At 71.4% G+C, this 16286-nt stretch carries 15 protein-coding genes; 6 read left to right on the plus strand and 9 right to left on the minus strand.

The genetic code is table 11. From position 1 onward, the window contains the following. Positions 1-23: 23 nt before the first annotated feature. Positions 24-650: a DNA-3-methyladenine glycosylase family protein gene (locus OJ997_RS11105; protein ID WP_270025156.1), complete on the minus strand. Its 627-nt coding sequence runs from the start codon at positions 648-650 to the stop codon at positions 24-26. Positions 651-669: 19 nt separating this feature from the next. Then, entirely contained in the window at positions 670-1608 is a 939-nt protein-coding gene (locus tag OJ997_RS11110; protein WP_270025157.1) for an exopolyphosphatase, read from the minus strand. A gap of 71 nt (positions 1609-1679) precedes the next feature. Here OJ997_RS11110 and OJ997_RS11115 point away from each other — a divergent pair, with 71 nt between their 5' ends. Further along, complete coding sequence (locus OJ997_RS11115; protein WP_270025158.1) at positions 1680-3077, plus strand: cation:dicarboxylate symporter family transporter; 1398 nt, start codon at positions 1680-1682, stop codon at positions 3075-3077. Here the strand turns inward: OJ997_RS11115 and OJ997_RS11120 are convergent. Next, positions 3067-3753, minus strand: a complete 687-nt coding sequence (locus tag OJ997_RS11120; RefSeq protein WP_270025159.1) for a chlorite dismutase family protein — start codon at positions 3751-3753, stop codon at positions 3067-3069. The two genes, OJ997_RS11115 and OJ997_RS11120, sit on opposite strands and share 11 nt — an antisense overlap. A 78-nt stretch (positions 3754-3831) precedes the next feature. On the opposite strand from OJ997_RS11120, the gene OJ997_RS11125 reads away from it, so the two are divergent. Beyond that, positions 3832-6138 carry a lysylphosphatidylglycerol synthase domain-containing protein gene (locus tag OJ997_RS11125; RefSeq protein WP_270025160.1) on the plus strand — a complete coding sequence of 769 codons (2307 nt, stop codon included), beginning with the start codon at positions 3832-3834 and terminating at the stop codon, positions 6136-6138. On the opposite strand, the gene OJ997_RS11130 is transcribed toward OJ997_RS11125, so the two are convergent. Continuing rightward, the gene (locus OJ997_RS11130) at positions 6135-6557 is read right to left on the minus strand and encodes a hypothetical protein (protein WP_270025161.1); all 423 of its coding nucleotides are present in this window, start codon (positions 6555-6557) and stop codon (positions 6135-6137) included. The genes OJ997_RS11125 and OJ997_RS11130 overlap by 4 nt on opposite strands. Positions 6558-6564: 7 nt before the next feature. Beyond that, on the minus strand, positions 6565-6906 hold the full coding sequence (locus OJ997_RS11135; protein ID WP_270025162.1) for a hypothetical protein: 342 nt from the start codon (positions 6904-6906) through the stop codon (positions 6565-6567). 88 nt (positions 6907-6994) lie between these two features. On the opposite strand from OJ997_RS11135, the gene OJ997_RS11140 reads away from it, so the two are divergent. Then, positions 6995-7807 (plus strand): hypothetical protein, encoded by an 813-nt coding sequence (locus OJ997_RS11140; RefSeq protein WP_270025163.1) that lies wholly within the window; start codon positions 6995-6997, stop codon positions 7805-7807. Here OJ997_RS11140 and mug read toward each other — a convergent pair. Next, positions 7804-8319, minus strand: a complete 516-nt coding sequence (mug, locus tag OJ997_RS11145; RefSeq protein WP_270025164.1) for a G/U mismatch-specific DNA glycosylase — start codon at positions 8317-8319, stop codon at positions 7804-7806. The genes OJ997_RS11140 and mug overlap by 4 nt on opposite strands. Positions 8320-8356: 37 nt before the next feature. Between mug and OJ997_RS11150 the strand changes: the two genes are divergently transcribed. Genes OJ997_RS11150 through OJ997_RS11160 form a run of 3 tightly spaced genes read left to right on the plus strand, consistent with a single transcriptional unit; the run spans position 8357 to position 11398 of the window. Continuing rightward, positions 8357-8920 carry an RNA polymerase sigma factor gene (locus tag OJ997_RS11150; protein ID WP_270025165.1) on the plus strand — a complete coding sequence of 188 codons (564 nt, stop codon included), beginning with the start codon at positions 8357-8359 and terminating at the stop codon, positions 8918-8920. Positions 8921-8969: 49 nt separating this feature from the next. Next, on the plus strand, positions 8970-10121 hold the full coding sequence (locus OJ997_RS11155) for a hypothetical protein (protein WP_270025166.1): 1152 nt from the start codon (positions 8970-8972) through the stop codon (positions 10119-10121). Beyond that, entirely contained in the window at positions 10118-11398 is a 1281-nt protein-coding gene (locus tag OJ997_RS11160; protein WP_270025167.1) for a hypothetical protein, read from the plus strand. Before OJ997_RS11155 ends, OJ997_RS11160 begins: the two co-directional genes overlap by 4 nt. Here the strand turns inward: OJ997_RS11160 and OJ997_RS11165 are convergent. From OJ997_RS11165 to OJ997_RS11175, 3 genes are read right to left on the minus strand one after another with little or no spacing between them, the layout of a single operon-like run. Beyond that, positions 11395-12282: a patatin-like phospholipase family protein gene (locus OJ997_RS11165; RefSeq protein WP_270025168.1), complete on the minus strand. Its 888-nt coding sequence runs from the start codon at positions 12280-12282 to the stop codon at positions 11395-11397. The genes OJ997_RS11160 and OJ997_RS11165 overlap by 4 nt on opposite strands. Beyond that, the gene (locus OJ997_RS11170) at positions 12279-12689 is read right to left on the minus strand and encodes a hypothetical protein (protein ID WP_270025169.1); all 411 of its coding nucleotides are present in this window, start codon (positions 12687-12689) and stop codon (positions 12279-12281) included. The genes OJ997_RS11165 and OJ997_RS11170 overlap by 4 nt, the downstream gene beginning before the upstream one ends. Further along, positions 12667-16179, minus strand: coding sequence for a methionine synthase (locus tag OJ997_RS11175; RefSeq protein WP_270025170.1), 3513 nt, complete (start codon positions 16177-16179; stop codon positions 12667-12669). Before OJ997_RS11175 ends, OJ997_RS11170 begins: the two co-directional genes overlap by 23 nt. Between the last annotated feature and the right edge of the window lie 107 nt (positions 16180-16286).

Below are 16286 nucleotides of genomic sequence, written 5' to 3' on the forward strand. Positions count from 1 at the left end.
GCGGACTCGCCAAGCCATTGCCCTCAGGGCAATGGCTCGTTGTCGAGCGAGCGCCAGAGGTACAAACAGGCCCGCGTGCGGTGCGGGCGCCACGGCTCGGCGAGCTCGGTCATCGCGTCGGGCGACGGCACCGCGTCCAGGCCGTAGGCGGTCATGATCGCGTTCTTGATGCCCTGGTCGCCCGTGGGCAGGATGTCCGGCCGGTGCAGGGTGAACATCAGGTACATGTGGGCTGTCCACTCGCCGATGCCCTTGACCGCGATCAGCTCGCGCGCGACCTCCTCGTCGGGCAGCGCGTCGAGCTTGTCGAGCTCGAGCCGGCCCTCGATGACGTGCTCGGCCAGGGAGCGCAGCGAGGCCGTCTTCGCGCGGGACAGCCCGGCGGCGGCGCGCAGCTCCTCCGGGTCGTCGGCGAGGATCTCCTCGGGCGTCGGCGCGCGGTCGCCGAAGCGCGCGATCAGCCGGCCGTAGATCGCGGCGGCGGCCTTCACGGACAGCTGCTGGCCCGTGATCGAGCGCAGGAGCGCTCCGTAGAGATCGGCCGGGCGGCGCGACGAGCCGTCCTCGTCGCGGTCGAGCGGGCCGCCGAAGCGCTCGATCAGCCCCGCCATCACGGGGTCTTTGGCGAGATGCGCGTCGGCGGCCTCCATGGCCGCGGCAGGTTATCCCCTAGCCGTCGGCGTTGATCTGGGTGATCAGCTCCTGCAGAACGCGCGGCGCGTCCTCGTTCTCGACCTGGCAGGTGCCGGCCGCGTGGTGCCCGCCGCCGCCGTAGCTGAGCATCAGCTCGCCGACGTCGGTCTTGGCGCCGCGGTCGATGATCGACTTGCCGGTCGCGAACACCGTGTTCTGCTGGCGCAGACCCCAGAGGACGTGGATCGAGATGTTGCACTGCGGGAACAGCGCGTAGAGCGTGAAGCGGTTGGTCGGGTGGATGACCTCCTCCTCGCGGAGGTCCAGCACCACGAGGTTGCCGTGCACGGTGGTGCAGCGGCGGATCTGCTCCTCCGCGGCCGCGGCGTGCGCGTTGTAGAGCTCGACGCGCTCCTTGATGTGCGGGTTCTCGAAGATCTCCTCGACCGACATCGCGGTGCAGATGTCGATCAGCTCCATCATCAGCTGGTAGTTGGAGATCTGGAACTCGCGGAAGCGGCCGAGGCCGGTGCGCGGGTCCATCAGGAAGTTGAGCATGACCCACCCGGTGGGGTGGAGGATCTCGTCGAGCGTGAACTGGGCGGCGTCGCCCTTGTCCACCGCGTCCATCAGCTCCTCGATGCCGGGGAAGACCTCGGCGCCGCCGTAGTAGTCGTAGACCACGCGGGCCGCGGACTGGGCGTCGGGGACGATCACGTGGTTGGCGCGCGGGCCACCGACGCGGGTGGCCTCGGAGCTGTGATGGTCGAAGGAGATGGCCGCGTCGGCGTTGTACGGCAGGTTGGTCGTGACGTCGTTGGGACCGATCTCGACCTTGCCGTCCTGGACGTCCTTCGGATGAACGAACAGGATGTCGTCGAGGATGCCGAGGTGCTTGAGCAGCGCCGCGCACACGAGCCCGTCGAAGTCCGACCGGGTGACGAGCCGGTAGCGCTCGGCGTGGGTGGAGGTCATAGTCGGAGTCATTGCCCGGATTAGTCGGCGGTACGCGCTGAAAGTTCAGTGAGCGGGTACTTAGATGAGCCATGAAGGAGAGAGGGCTCTTCAAGCAGCTGTGGTTCTGGGTGATCGTCGCGATCGCCCTCGGCATCGTGTTCGGCCTGGTGTTCCCAGGCGCGGCGGAGAAGTCCAAATGGCTCGCCGACGCCTTCATCCAGCTCATCAAGACGGTCACCGGCCCGGTGATCTTCCTGACCGTCGTCATCGGCATCGCGTCGCTCGGGAACCTCGCGCGCGCGGGCGGGCTCGCGCTCCGGGCGCTCGGCTACTTCTTCGGGATGACGGTCGTCGCGCTCACGCTCGGGCTGCTGGCGGCGAACATCTTCGCGCCGGGGTCGGGCTTCGACGGCGATCCGAGCGAGGCGGCGCGGGCGAGCGCGCAGGAGTCGATCGACGAAGCGGGCGCGAGCGAGGAAGGCGGCCTCGTCGGCTTCATCACCGACGACCTGCTGCCGACCAGCTTCGTTCAGCCGTTCGTCGAGAACGAGATCCTGCGCATCCTCGTGCTGGCGATCTTCGTCGCCGCCGCGATCTCGATGCTCGCCGACAAGCAGCGCAAGCAGATCGTCAACGTCTTCGAGATCGCCTCGAAGGTCGTCTTCGGCGTGATCCGGCTGATCATGTGGGCCGCGCCGCTCGGCGCGTTCGGCGGCATGGCCTACACCGTCTCGGTGTTCGGCGCGGAGTCGCTGTCGAACCTGGGCCAGCTGATGGTCGTCTTCTGGGGCACGTGCGCGTTCTTCGTGTTCGTCGTGCTCGGGCTCGTGGCGCGCGCGTCGGGCTTCTCGATCTTCCGGATGGTGCGGCTGATCCGCGACGAGCTGCTGATCATCGTCGGCACGTCGTCGTCGGAGACGGTGCTGCCGCGCCTGCTGGCCAAGCTCACGGCCGCGGGCGCCTCCCGCCAGGTGAGCGGCATGGTCCTGCCGACGGGCTACTCGTTCAACCTCGACGGCACCTGCATCTACCTCACGCTGGGCGCGCTGTTCATCGTCCAGGCGACCGGGCAGGACATGGCGATCGGCGAGCAGATCGCGCTCGCCGGCCTGATGATCCTCACCTCCAAGGGCGCGGCGGGCATCACGGGTGCGGGCCTCGTGACGCTGACCGCCTCGCTGACGGCCTTCGGCGGCACGTTCTTCTCGGCCGAGTCGATCGCCGTCGGCATCGCGCTCGTGGTCGGCATCGACCGGATCATGTCCGAGGGCCGTGCGCTCACCAACGCGATCGGCAACTCGGTCGCCGTGATGGTGATCGCCAAGTGGCAGGGCGAGCTCGACGAGGCGCACTTCCAGAAGGTGTTGCACGACCCGGAGCTGGTCGACCGCGAGGTCGAGGCCGCGATGCGCGGCGAGGACCTCGAGGACGCGACCGGGCGCTTCGACCGCGACCGCGCCCGAACGCCCGAGATAATTACGCCGTAACGCCGACCGTGGCGCCGTCGAGCGCGTTCAGCGCGCGCTCGACGGACATGGCGATGCACGTGAACGTCGGCGTGTCGCGCTTGGTGAAGAGGCTGGACTCGGTCGTGCGCAGGCGCTGCACGAGGTCCAGGAAGACCGCGGGCTCGTCGCCCTCGAAGGCCACGACGAACTCCTGGTCGTCCAGCCCGAACGAGTAGCTCGTGTTGAGGTCCACGTCCGGGTACTCCTTGCCGACCCGGATGTGCTCCTGCATGATCCGCCAGCGCTCCTTCGGATCGACCCCGTACCACTCGCGGGTCTTCACGAAGGGGTAGACGAACAGGTACTTGGAGTGCTGCGGGCGGACCTCGAGGCGGGACTCGTCGGAGTACTCGCTCGGCTTGGTCATCGCGAGGAAGCTGTACGGCGTCTCCGCCCAGCCCATCAGCCCGCTCTGCGACAGCACGACGTGGAACTCGTGGATGCGCTCGAGGTTCGTCGCCTGCGTGAGGAGCAGCAGGTCGGCGTCACCGCGCGTACCCACCAGTGAGAAAGCGCGCAGGAGGCGCTCGGACGAGAAGTCCTCGCAGGCGGCGAGGAACTCGCGCTTGTGGATGGCGCGTTCCTCGGCGTCCAGCCGCCTCCAGGCGGGGTCCACCTTCAGGAACGTGTACTTGACGAACTGGCGTTCAGGCATCGGCTATGGCCTGCAGGATACGTGAAGAGCGGTTAGCCGCACCCTTTTTCGCCGCCTCGACGAATAGGATCGCCCGCAATGCGGGTCGCGCTGGTCTCCCCGTACTCGTGGACATATCCCGGCGGGGTGACCCGCCACATCGAGGCGTTGCGGGCGGAGCTGGACCGTGCCGGCCACGATGTCCGCGTGTTCGCCCCCTTTGATCACGACCGTCGGAAGACGGCGTGGATGCATCGCGGGGCGCGGCCCCAGGCGCGCCCGGTGCCCGAGTGGCTGACGCCGCTGGGGGCGACGATCGGCTGGCCGTCCAACGGCGCCGTCTCGAACGTCTCGGGCTCGCCGTCGGCGGTCTCCAAGCTGCGACGGGAGCTGCGCGCGGGCGGCTTCGACGTGATCCACCTGCACGAGCCGGTCGCTCCGGTCGCGGGCTGGGACACGCTCACCAGCGCCGACGCGCCGCTCGTCGGCACGTTCCACTGCTATTCGGAGTCGGTGGCGCCGCACAAGGTCGCCGCGCTGCTCGGCGCGCGCCGGAAGCTGAACCGGCTGAACGTCTCGATCGCGGTGTCGGAGGCGGCGGCGTGGACCGGCCGGCGCTTCTACGGCGGCCGCTACCGGATCATCCCGAACGGGGTCGTGCTGCCCGAGGGCGGCGTGCCGTGGCCGCGAGTACGCCGGGCCGGCGAGCCGCTGCGGGTGGTGTTCGTCGGCCAGGCCGTGGAGCGCAAGGGGCTCCCGGTGCTGCTGCGCGCCTTCGAGGCGCTGCGCGGGCAGATCCCCGCCGAGCTCACGGTCATCGGGCTGACCCCGGAGGAGCTCGCGCCGCTGCTCGTCGAAGGCGAGGGCGTGACCGCCCTGGGCCGTGTCGACGACGTCGTGAAGGCCGCCGTCCTGCGCGACGCGGACGTGCTGTGCGCGCCGTCGCTCGGGGGCGAGTCGTTCGGGATGGTGCTGACCGAGGCGTTCGCGGCGGGAACGCCGGTCGTCGCCTCGGACATCGCGGGCTACCGCGACGTCGTGACCGCCGGCGTGGACGGCGTCCTCGTGCCGCGCGCCGACGCGACCGCCCTGGCCGAGACGCTGCGCGACCTCGCGCTGGACCCGAAGCGGGTGCAGACGCTCGCCCGCGGCGCGGCCGTGAGCGCCGAGCGCTACGCGTGGCCGCGGGTCGCCGAGCAGGTCGTCGGCGCCTACGAGGACGCGCAGGTCGTGCCTGCCGTGGAGGGCGGTCGGGTGGCCCGCGCGGCGGTGAAGGTCGGCGCGACGCCGCGTGACGGGCGCCCGCGCGTGCCCGCGCAGCGGCTTCCCTCGCTGGAGCCGGCGCCCGAGCGCCGTCGCGGAGCGGCGCTGCGCCGCGGCGCGATCGGCCTGGCCGGCCTGGCCACGGTGGCGGGCGCGGTCGCGGCGGTCGAGCACATCGGCCCGGCGCGGATCGGCGACGCGCTCGTGCGCTCCAGCCCGCCGTGGGTGCTCTTCGGCGTGGCGCTGATGTGCGCCTCGATGCTGCTGCGCGCGGTCTCCTGGCACGCGATCTTGAAGGCCGCGCTCCCGGGCGCGCGCCCGAAGCTGGCGGACGCGGTTCAGGGCACGAACATCGGCGTGCTGATGTCGGCGACGCTCCCGGCGCGCCTCGGCGAGCCCTCCCGCGCGCTCATCGTCTCGCGCCGGCTGGGCCGCGCCCGTGACCGACTGCCCGTCGTGCTCGGCACGATCGTGTCCCAGACGCTCATCAACGTGCTCGCGCTCGTGATCCTCGGCGCGGTCATGTTCTCCACGATCGGCCTGTTCGACGGCAAGCAGCGCGCGCTGCTCTGGTACGCGGTCGCGCCGTTCGCGCTGCTGCTGGTCGTGCTCGTCGCTCCGGCGCTCATCCGGTCGCGCCGGCCCGCGCGGTCACGCTGGGTCGCGCAGGCCCGGTCGGCGGTGGCACGGGTGCGGAGCGGCCTCGTCGTCTTCAAGCGGCCGCGCGAGGGCTTCGTCGCCATCAGCATGCAGCTCGGGGCGTGGGCCCTGCAGTGGGTGTCGTGCTACGTGCTGCTGGTCGCGCTGGGCCTCGAGCACCGCGCCGATCTCGGCGCCGCGGCGGCGATCCTGTTCGCCGTCAACGTCACCGCGGTCCTGCCGGTCACCCCGTCGAACGTCGGCGTCTTCCAGGCGGCGTGCATGGCGGTGCTCGTGGGCGCGTACGGCGTCGCCCCGGCGCAGGCGCTGGGCTACGGGATCATCCTGCAGGCCGTCGAGGTCGTGACCGCGCTGGTGATGGGCGCGCCCGCGCTGGTCAAGGAAGGGCTGAGCTGGCGCGAGGTGCGCCTGCGCGCGATGCACAGCGCGCCGGTCTCGTTATCCGTGCCCGCGCCGAAGAAGCCCGAGCCGGTCGAGGCCTAGCGCTGCGCGTCGAGCAGCCAGTGACCGTCGACCTTCGCCATTCGCTCGCGGTAGCCGTCTGAGTAGGCGACGACCGCGGCGTCACCGGTGACGCGAATGCCGGTCGTGCGTATGGGCGACGTGGCGTACGGGTCCTCGGCGGGCGACGTGGAGTCGAAATAGGGGTCGTCCTCCAGGGGTTCGTACACGGCCGTGAGGGCCTCGGTGCACGTCGCATCGCGCGGGTGGGCGCGGGAGCCCATGTCCTGCCGCTGGCGCGCTTTCGTCATGAGGGCGCACGCCGCCGCATAGTCGTTCGTCTCCCAGGCGAGGTCCCAGGCGGTGAGCGCGGCCTGGATGTGCTGGGGCTCGGAGGCGCCGCAGCTCGTCGCTGACAGCGCCAGGGCGACCAGAACGGGGAGATGACGGAGCCTGGGCACTGGGTGTTCAGTCGATCAGCCAGCGGCCGTCGAGCTTGCGCATGCGGGTCGGGTCGCCGGTCTCGCGGTGGACCTCGGCGGTGTCGCCGTCCACGTCGATGTCGGTGATCGGCGGGGCCTTGCCGACGAGAAGGACGACGGCCGCTTCCTGCGGTTCCCGCTCGGTGCACGGCGCTTCGGCGCGCCGGGCCGGCGCGGTCATCAGCGTGCACGCCTTCGTCACGTCCTGAGCGATCCAGGCGCGCTGGCTGGCGTCGAGCGTCGCGCGGATCTGGCGCTCGTCGGCCGCGCTGTCGCCGCAGGCCACGCAGGCGACGCTCAGGAGGGCGAGCGCGATCAGGCGGCGCATGCCTGGAGACTAGTCCGCACCTATCGCTTCGGCGCGTGTTACGTAACACTGCGGTTGTCACACGCGGGTGGAGCGCGGAGCATGCGGCATGCTCGTTCGCCTCGCCGCCGTCGCCGTGCTGCTCACGGCGCTGCTCGCCGCTCCCGCGCAGGCCGCCGTCACTGCGACGGTCGCCGTGAGCGGCTCCCGCCTGGTCGTGACCGTCAAGGGCACGAAGGCGAAAGCGGTCACGCTCGTCGTGGCCGGGAAGCGCCACACGCTGAGCAAGAGCGGCTCGAAGTGGCGGACGAAGGTACTGACGCCGGTGCCGAGCATCGCCGGGACGACCGTGAAGGTGAAGGTCCGTCCGGCGCGCGGGGCCACGAAGACGATCAGCGTGAAGGTCCCCGCCGCGCCGACGCCGCCCGCTCCCGCGCCCACCGCGCCACCGGCCACCGCGCCCGCCCCGACACCGGCCGCGCCGACGACGCTCTTCCCACCGCCGGCGGCGGCCACCACGGGCAACCAGGCGTTCGAGGAGATCAAGACCTACCTGGCCGACTCGCGGTTCACGGACTGCCCGGCGAGCTGGCCGAACTGCGCGGTCGAGGAGCGCTATTCGCACTTCGCCGACGGCTCGCACTACTACTGCCGGCTCACGCCGACGTCGGGCAGCGACATCCGCTCGGTCGGCGAGATCTCGCAGATCAGCGGCGCCGAGCACGGCGCGGACGGCTCGTGGGGCGTCGAGTACTACCTGTCCTCGTACGGCAACACGGTCTTCTACTCCTGGAGCGTCTCCAACCAGGGCGTCGCCTACGGGCGCTACTGGGGGCCGGGCCGCTCGCCGCAGTCCGGGCCGCCGAACCAGCAGTTCGGGCCGCTGCAGTGGGTGCGCGGCGCGAAGGACTGCAGCTACTAGAGACCCTCGGCGTACTCGCGCGCCTCGGCGAAGAGGCGCGCGAAGCTCGCGGGCGTGTGGTGCGCGTTGAGCCCGCTGGTGTTCGGGAGGATCCACACGGGACGGCCGCCGATCGTGTCCTCCTGCAGGCCGAGCTGCGCGCGGCGGCGACCGAACGCCGTGCGGTAGGCGGTGACGCCGACGATCGCGACGAGCTTCGGCGTGATGCGCGCCACGAGGCGCTCGAGCGTCGCCGCCCCTTCGCGCAGTTCATCGGCTGACAGCTCGGCCGCCGCCCGGGTGGGCCGGGGCGCGATGTTGGTGATGCCCAGCCCGTAGTCGGGCAGCGTGCCGTCCTCCTCGGGCTCGAGGATCCGGGGCGTGAACCCGCTCGCGTGCAGCGCGCCCCAGAAGCGGTTGCCGGGCCGCGCGAAGTTGTGCCCGACCTCGGCCGAGCGCAGCCCCGGGTTGATGCCGACGAACAGCACCCGCAGGTCCGGGCCGACGATCGGTGGGAGCGCTTCGCGGGGCACGCGGTCACAGCTTGGCGGGTCGTGCGATCTATAGGGCGTGGACACCGAGGACCCACGCACCGATGAGGCGCTGCTCGCGGCCACCGCGAGCGACCCCGAGGCGTTCGCCGTCTTCTACCGGCGGCACCTGCGCGCGGTGCTCGCGTTCCTCGTGCACCGCACCGGGCGGCCCGACCTGGCGTCCGACCTCGCGGCGGAGACGTTCGCGGGCGCGCTGCAGTCGCTGTCGCGGTTCGAGCCGACCGGCTCGGCGCGCGGGTGGCTGTTCGCGATCGCCTCGAACAAGCTGAGCGACTCCGCGCGGCGCGGGGCGGTCGTGGACCGCTCACGGCGCGCGCTCGGGATGCCCGTCCGCGCGGTGACCGATCCCGAGCTCGAACGGGCGGAGGAGCTGATCGACGCGCAGCGGATGGCGGGCGACCTCGACGCCCTGCTCGCCGAGCTTCCGGACGAGCAGCGCGCCGCGCTGCAGGCCCGGATCGTCGAGGAGCGCGACTACCGCGAGCTCGCGGCCGAGTGGAACTGCTCGGAGGCCGTCGTCCGTCAGCGGGTGGCACGAGGGTTGTCGGCGCTGCGCCGCCGACTGGGGGTGGTGGCATGAGCCGCGCGGGTGACGTGCGCGACGGAGCCGGACGAAGCGAGGTGGGGCGATGAGCCGCGGATTCTTCGACGACGTCGAGCGTGATCTCGTGCGCGCGGCGGCCAAGCGGGTGCGCTCGCCACGGCGGCGGTTCGCCGCGTTCGCGCTGACGGGCACGCTCGCGCTGGGCGTAGCCGGGACCGCGGCCGGCGGCACCTATCTCGCGCTGCGGGCGAGCAGCATCGCGCCGTTCGCGGCCGCCGACGTCACGCCCGAGCAGCGGGTCGCGCCCGGGACGAGCCGGGTGCTCGAACCGCGCGCCGCCGACCCCGAACGCGGACTGGCGCCGTGGGCGGTGCGGGTGAGCCGCTCGGGGACGGGGCTCGTGTGCACGACGGTCGGACAGGTGCGCGACCGCGAGTTCGGGCTCGTCGGGCTCGACGGGACGTTCCGCGCGCTGCCCGAGGCCAACGCCGATTCCTGCGGTGAGGGGGTGCTGCTGGGCACGCGCGTGTTCGCCGCCGACCGTCGGGAGGACGTGCGCACGGTGATCAACGGCGTCGCCGGTGAGGGCGTCAAGCGCGTCATGGTCTCCGTGCGCGGCGGCGAGCCGCGCGTCGTGCCGCACTCGCCCGAGGGCGCGTTCGTGCTCGCGCTGCGCAGCTACCCCGAGGACCTCGCTCCCGTCGTGACGATCACGTACGCGACGGGCGAGCCGCGGCGCTACGCGTTCGCGGGCGGCAGCGGCTACACGGTCGTCGACCCCGACGGCGGGCCCGCGTGGAGGATCTCCGGGACGGTCTACGGCACCGTCGAACCCGGCGAGCGGTCGCCGCGGCTGCAGCCGATGTGCGTGACCATCCAGCCGGCGCGGCCCGAGCCCACCGGCCACGAGCCGGGCGGCCGGGTGACGCCCGAGCCGAACGTCTCCCCGCCGGTCTGCGGGCTCGCCCCGGCCCGGGCGGGCGTGAAGCACGACTCGCTGTTCTTCGCCACGCGCCGGTTCAGCGGGCGCACCGCCGTGTGGGGCGCCGCGACCGGACGCAAGGCGGTCGTCGTGCGCAGCGGCGCGTTCTCCGCGACCACGAAGCCGCGCCTGAACGGCGGGTTCCTCGTCTTCCTCCCCGAGGGCACCGACGCGAAGGCCGTCACGGTCACCGTGGACGGCAAGCGCTTCGGGCCCAAGCACGCCACCGTCAAGCCACCGAGGATCGTCCGATGAAGCGCTCCGCACTGATCTCCGCGTTGGTGGCCGGCGCGCTCGCGGGCGCCGCCGGTGCGGCCGTCCAGGCCCAGGAACCGGCCGCGCCGGCACCGGCCCCGATCGCCGCGGCGACCGCCACGCCCGTGCCCGTCCCGACCGCCGCTCCGCGCGGCCGCACCGCCGACGGCCGCTACGACTCGTCCTACACGCACTACCGCGTGCGCAACGTCAGCTACCCGGTGCGGGTCGAGGACCCGGCCGGCGGTCTCCCGTGGGTCGTGAAGGCGTTCGAGGCCGACCGCCTCACGCTCGACGCTCCGGCCAGGACGCTCAAGGGCGCGCACGTCATCGGGCGCAACCGCTGCGTCCAGCTCGGCCGGCTGGACGGGCAGACGTTCGGCTGGGTCTACGGCGACGGCGTCTTCCGGCGCACCGGCATCGAGGACCGGCTGATGCAGTGCACGAGCCGCAAGCGCCCCGCCACGATCGTCAGCTTGCGCAGCACGCTCGCGATCACCGACCCGGCGGCGCCGAAGCTCGCCGGCTCGGTCGTGTACGGCCTGCTCCCGGGCGCGTCGTCGGTCACCGTCACGGGCACCGGCGCCGCCGACGGCGCGGCGGCCACGCGCGACGGCGTCTTCCTGAAGGTCGGTGGACCGAACGCGCGGCCCGGCGGGAGCATCACCGCCGGCGGCAAGACGTACGAGATCAACCCGATCGCCGAGTTCCCCGTCGGCCGCCGGATCACGTTCCCGACCCTGCTCCCCGGCGCCCAGCTCGCGGAGGCGCCCGCGCCCGACCCCGGTGGCGGCCCCCGCTGGGCGCTCCCGGTCGCGCGGACGAAGGAGGGAACGCCGTGCGTCGGCCAGCCCGCGCGCGTCGTGGAAGACCGCGCCGGCGACGTCGACCTCGCGCTCGGCCTGTTCACCGAGTCTCGCCCCAACGGCCAGTACTGCCGCCCGCTGGAGACTCGCCCGGACGCCAAGACGCCGTGCGACATCGGCTGGGGCTACCGCGCCGACGTCGAGCTCGAGCGCAACGACGCGTTCCTCGCCCAGGCCCGCTCGGAGCGCCGACTGCAGTCCGGGCGGTCCACGGTCAACGGGCAGTGCTCCGCCGAGGTCGAGCGCGTGACGCTCCAGACCCCGCGCGACGTGCGCACGCTCGTGCCGTCGGAGGTCGGGCGCGCGTTCCTCGCGGTCTACGACGGGGACTTCATCGACGGCGAGCTCAAGGTCACCGCGCACCTGCGCGGCGGCAAGACCTGGACGCAGGAGTTCCCGCTCGGCTTCTAGGAGACGAGCTGCGCGCAGACACGGTCGAGCACCGCGTCGTGCTCGGCGATCATCCGCTCGGCGTCGCGGCGCAGGTTCGCGAGGTTGCCCGCACTCGCGTCGTCGAGGTTGTCGCTCGCGTGCTGAAGGCGGTTCTGGATCCGGACGTAGGTGTCGCCGGCCAGGGCGGCGAGGTACGTGTCCGCGGCGCCCGCGGAGCCGTCGGAGACGATGTCGACGAGCGGCTTGCCCCACTCCCACTTGCCCCAGTCCTTGACGTCGGCGAAGGGGAGCGGGCGGGTCTGACGGCCCGTGCCCAGCGCGAGCAGCAGCTCCGGCCGCGGGCTCGACTCGATATAGGCGTACATCGCCGGGTTGGTGGCGAACATGCCGCCGTCGATCAGCGTGCGCTCGCCGACGCGGATCGGCTCGAAGTACATCGGCGCCGCCGACGTCGCGTACGAGGCCTCGGCCATCGTCACGTCCGGGTCGGTCGTCGACCGCAGCACGAGCGGCTCACGGGCCTCGACGTCATAGACGGTGACGAGCACGCGCGTGCTCGCCTCGCCGAGCTTCACGGCGCCGAAGTGCCGCGCCATGACCTCGTCGGTCCCGCGCTTGTCGTAGACCTCGTCGAGCAGGCCGCCGACCGACTTGATCGTCTTCAGCAGCGTCCGGTTGAAGATCTTCGGCCCGTCCTTGACGTAGATGTCCGCGACCTCCTCGGCGGACATCGGCTGCGGCTTCGTCAACGCGCAGGCGATGATGCCGCCCGTCGAGGTGCCGGCGATGAGGTCGAACAGCGACGCGATCCCGCGGCCCGTGCGGCGCTCGACCTCGGCGAGGACCAGCGCAGGGATGAGCCCGCGGATCCCTCCGCCGTCGATCGCCAGCGCCCGGGTCACGGGCTGACGAACCAGGTGTCGTTGCGCTTGATGAGGTGCATGTCGCCGGAGCCGCTGAGCTTCGGCGAGAACTGTACACGCGCTTCGGCATCGTTGACCGATTCGACGGTGATCGACGGCTCACGCAACGCCGCGCGCTCCTGCTCGGGCACCTTCAGGATCGCCGTCTTGGCGCTCGTCGCGCAGTCGGACGAGGCGAACTCGAACTGCACGCGCGCGACCGGGCTGATCGCGTTGCACAGCGCGACCGGATCGTTGTCCGCGAACGCCGCCAGATAGGTCGCGGCGACGTCCTGCACCTTGTCCTCCTCCGACGTGCGACCCACGCCGAACACCAGCGCCACGCCGACGCCGAGGCCGATGGCCACGGCGAAGGCGATGAGCTCAGTTCGCCAGCGCTTCAGCATCCGCGAACGAGGACGGATCGCGGTCGGTGCCGCGGATGACGTCATCGGGCGAGCCGTCGACCAGCAGACGGCCGTTGCGCATGCCGTAGTAGGTGGCCTGCGGGTGGTGCGCGACGACGGCCAACGTCGACTGCTCCGGGACCGGCGCGAAGCCGTCGGAGATCGTCATGCCGATCGACTCCAGGCCGAGCAGCTTCTCGACCTTGAGGTGCTCGGACTGGTCCGGGACGGCCGGGTAGCCCCACGAGTAGCGGCGGCCCTGCGTGACCGGGATGCCCAGGTCCTGGCGGATGCGCCAGTGCAGCCACTCCGCCAGGCCCTCGGCGGTCTGCACGCCGAGGCCGTGCGTGAAGAGCTGCTCCGCGAACTCGCCCTCCTGCTCGAGCTTGGCCATCAGCTCGGTGACGTCGTCGCCGACGGTCACGGCCTGCACGGCGACGACATCCAGCTCGCCGCTGTCCTTCGGGCGGTAGAAGTCGGCCAGGCACAGCCGGTCGTTCTTCGGCTGGCGCGGGCAGGTGAAGCGGGTCAGGACCGTCTCGCGATCCTCCGGGTCCAGCACGACGATGTCGTTGCCCTCGGAGTAGCACGGGAAGTAGCCCAGCAGCGCGCGCGGGTGCAGGTAGTCGGCGCTCGCCCACATGCGCTCCAGGCGCGGCCGGAAGTCCTCCTCCAGCAGCTTGCGCCACTCCTCGCCCTTCACGCCACGTCCGCCCCAGTGGAGCTTGAAGAGCACGTGCGTGTCGAGCTGGGTGTAGAGCTCCTCCATGTCGACCTCGATCTCGCGCACGCCCCAGAACGGCGGCGTCGGGACCGGGACGTCGGTGCGCACGGCCGAGCGGACGGTGTCGTCGGTCGTGTCGAGGACCTCTTCCTCCTCGCCCGTCTCACGCAGCTTGGCGCCGGCGGCGAGCACCTCCTCGACGAGCGCGGGCTTCTTCTCGGCGTCGATGAGGCGGTCCATCACGGCGAGGCCGTCGAACGCGTCCTGGCAGTAGAAGACACCGGACTCGTAGACCGTGTCGTCCTCCTTGCCCTTCGGATACAGGGCGCGCAGCGCGAACTTGCGGTTGATCGCGGCGCCGCCGAGCAGGACCGGGTACTCGAGCCCCTGCGAGTGCAGCTCCTGGATCGCGAGCGGCATCTGCTTCGACGTGGACACGAGCAGCGCAGACAGGCCGATGGCCGTCGCGTCGTGCTCCTTCGCCGCGTCGAGGATGGTCTGGATCGGAACCTGCTTGCCCAAGTCGATCACGGTGTAGCCGTTGTTCGTGAGAATCGTGTTCACGAGCGACTTGCCGATGTCGTGCACGTCGCCGAACACCGTGGCCAGGACGACCGTGCCCTTGGTGTAGCCCTCGAGCTTGTCGAGGTACTGCTCGAGCCGCGCGACGGCGCGCTTCATGACCTCGGCGCTCTGCAGCACGAACGGCAGGATCAGCTCGCCCGCGCCGAACTTGTCGCCGACTTCCTTCATGGCCGGCAGGAGGACGTCGTTGAGGACCGGGACGGCGCCGAGCTTCTCGACGGCCGCGTCGATCTGGGCCTCCACGCCGTCCTTCTTGCGCCGCAGGATGTGCCAGTGCAGCGCCTCCTCCGGCTCCATGTCGGCGGTCGGGTCGGCCTTGTCGGCCTCGGTCTCCGGGCCCTTGGACTCGAAGTGCGCGATGAAGCGCTCGAGCGCGTCCTCACGCTTGTTGAAGACGAGGTCGTCGGCGAGCTCGCGCTCGAGGTCCGGGATCTCGCTGTAGGGCGTGATGTGGTTCGGGTTGACCATCGCCAGGTCGAGGCCGGCCTCGACGCAGTGCGACAGGAACACGGAGTTCAGGACGGAGCGGGCCGCGAGCCCGATGCCGAAGGAGACGTTGGAGACGCCGAGGGACGTCTTGACGCCCGGCAGCTCCTGCTTGATCAGGCGGATGCCCTCGATCGTCTCGACCGCGGACGGCTTCCACTCCTCGTCACCGGTGGTGAGCGTGAAGGTCAGCGCGTCGAAGATCAGCAGCTCGGGGTCCATCCCGTGCTGGTTGCAGACGAGGTCCGTGATGCGCTTGGCGATCTCGAGCTTGCGCTCGCGCGTCTTCGCCATGCCGACTTCGTCGATGGTCAGCGCGATCAGCGCGGCGCCGTGCGCCATCGCGATCGGGGTGACCTGGTTGAGCTTGTCCTCGCCGGCCTCGAGGTTGACCGAGTTGACGATCGCGCGGCCCGGGATCTGGTCCAGCGCGGTGGCGATGACGTCGGGCTCGGTCGAGTCGACCTGGATCGGCGCGGGCTGCGTGAGCGAGACCTTCTTCGCCACGAGCCGCATCTGCTCGTCCTCGTCCGTGCGCTCGACGAGCGCCACGCACAGGTCGAGCACGTGCGCGCCGCCCTCGACCTGGTCCTCGGCGACCTGCAGCAGGCCGTCGTAGTCGTCGGCGAGCAGCAGCTCCTTGGCCTTGCGGGAGCCCTGCGAGTTCACGCGCTCGCCGACGATCGTCGGGGCCGGCTCCTGCACGAGCGGCGCGGCGGCGATCATGCTCGACACGTGCGGCGGGCGCGCGGCGGGGCGCTTGGAGATCGTGTGCGAGGCGCAGCGCTCGGCGATCGCGCGGATGTGCTCGGGCGTGGTGCCGCAGCAGCCGCCGACGATGCTCACGCCGTAGCGCTCGACGAACTCGCCGAGGCTCTCGGCGAGCGGGCCGGGCTCCTCCGGGAACACGGTCTCGCCGTCCGGGCCCTGGTGCGGGATGCCGGCGTTCGGGATGCAGTGCACCGGCACCGGCGAGTGCTCGCCGAGGAAGCGGATCGCGTCGCGCATGTCCTCGGGGCCGGTGGAGCAGTTGAGGCCGATGACGTCGACCTTGAGCGCCTCGAGCGTCGTGAGCGCGGCGTTGACGTCCGTGCCCAGCAGCATCTTGCCGCCGTTGGGCAGCAGGGAGACGGACGCCTGGATCGGCACGGAGCGGCCCGCGAGCTTGAACGCCTCGCGGATGCCGAAGATCGAGGCCTTGACCTCGAGGATGTCCTGCGCGGTCTCGACGATCAGCAGATCCACGCCGCCGTCCAGGAGGCCGTGGGCCTGCTCGGCGAAGATCGCGACGAGCTCGCGGAAGCGGATCTGGCCGAGGCTGGGCTCCTCGGACGCGGGCAGGAAGCCCGTCGGGCCGATCGAGCCGGCCACGAAGCGGTCCTCGCCGACGGCCTTGCGCGCGATCTGCGCGGCCTTGACGTTGATCTCGCGCGTGTGCTCGGAGAGACCCCACTCCTCGAGCTTCAGGCGGGAGGCCTGGAACGTGTCGGTCTCCACGACCTCCGCGCCGGCCTCGACCATCGACGCGTGGACGCCTTCGATGACGTCCGGCCGGTTGAGGATCAGGGCCTCGTGGCAGCGGCCGGGGAGCTTGTAGTCCTTCTCGAGCGACAGGTCGAACTGCTCGAGGGTCGCGCCCATACCGCCATCGAAGACGATGACGCGGTCACGAGTGGCGGCAAGGAAATCGCGCATTGCGAGACAGGCTAGCGCAACCTTGACACAAGTTTGGCAAGGTTGGGCGACGACGCCGCGTAGGACTCGTTTGATACAAGCCCGTGCGGGGGGTCAGAACAGGGGGG

Origin of the sequence: Solirubrobacter phytolaccae (assembly GCF_027587195.1) — a bacterium.
GTDB lineage: Bacteria > Actinomycetota > Thermoleophilia > Solirubrobacterales > Solirubrobacteraceae > Solirubrobacter > Solirubrobacter phytolaccae.

Bases quoted from the DNA above. Each gene is read 5' to 3' on its own strand.
- OJ997_RS11105 (WP_270025156.1), bottom strand. From the start codon at position 650: ATGGAGGCCGCCGACGCGCATCTCGCCAAAGACCCCGTGATGGCGGGG.
- OJ997_RS11110 (WP_270025157.1), bottom strand. From the start codon at position 1,608: ATGACCTCCACCCACGCCGAGCGCTACCGGCTCGTCACCCGGTCGGAC.
- OJ997_RS11115 (WP_270025158.1), top strand. From the start codon at position 1,680: ATGAAGGAGAGAGGGCTCTTCAAGCAGCTGTGGTTCTGGGTGATCGTC.
- OJ997_RS11120 (WP_270025159.1), bottom strand. From the start codon at position 3,753: ATGCCTGAACGCCAGTTCGTCAAGTACACGTTCCTGAAGGTGGACCCC.
- OJ997_RS11125 (WP_270025160.1), top strand. From the start codon at position 3,832: ATGCGGGTCGCGCTGGTCTCCCCGTACTCGTGGACATATCCCGGCGGG.
- OJ997_RS11135 (WP_270025162.1), bottom strand. From the start codon at position 6,906: ATGCGCCGCCTGATCGCGCTCGCCCTCCTGAGCGTCGCCTGCGTGGCC.
- OJ997_RS11140 (WP_270025163.1), top strand. From the start codon at position 6,995: ATGCTCGTTCGCCTCGCCGCCGTCGCCGTGCTGCTCACGGCGCTGCTC.
- OJ997_RS11155 (WP_270025166.1), top strand. From the start codon at position 8,970: ATGAGCCGCGGATTCTTCGACGACGTCGAGCGTGATCTCGTGCGCGCG.
- OJ997_RS11160 (WP_270025167.1), top strand. From the start codon at position 10,118: ATGAAGCGCTCCGCACTGATCTCCGCGTTGGTGGCCGGCGCGCTCGCG.
- OJ997_RS11170 (WP_270025169.1), bottom strand. From the start codon at position 12,689: ATGCTGAAGCGCTGGCGAACTGAGCTCATCGCCTTCGCCGTGGCCATC.
- OJ997_RS11175 (WP_270025170.1), bottom strand. From the start codon at position 16,179: ATGCGCGATTTCCTTGCCGCCACTCGTGACCGCGTCATCGTCTTCGAT.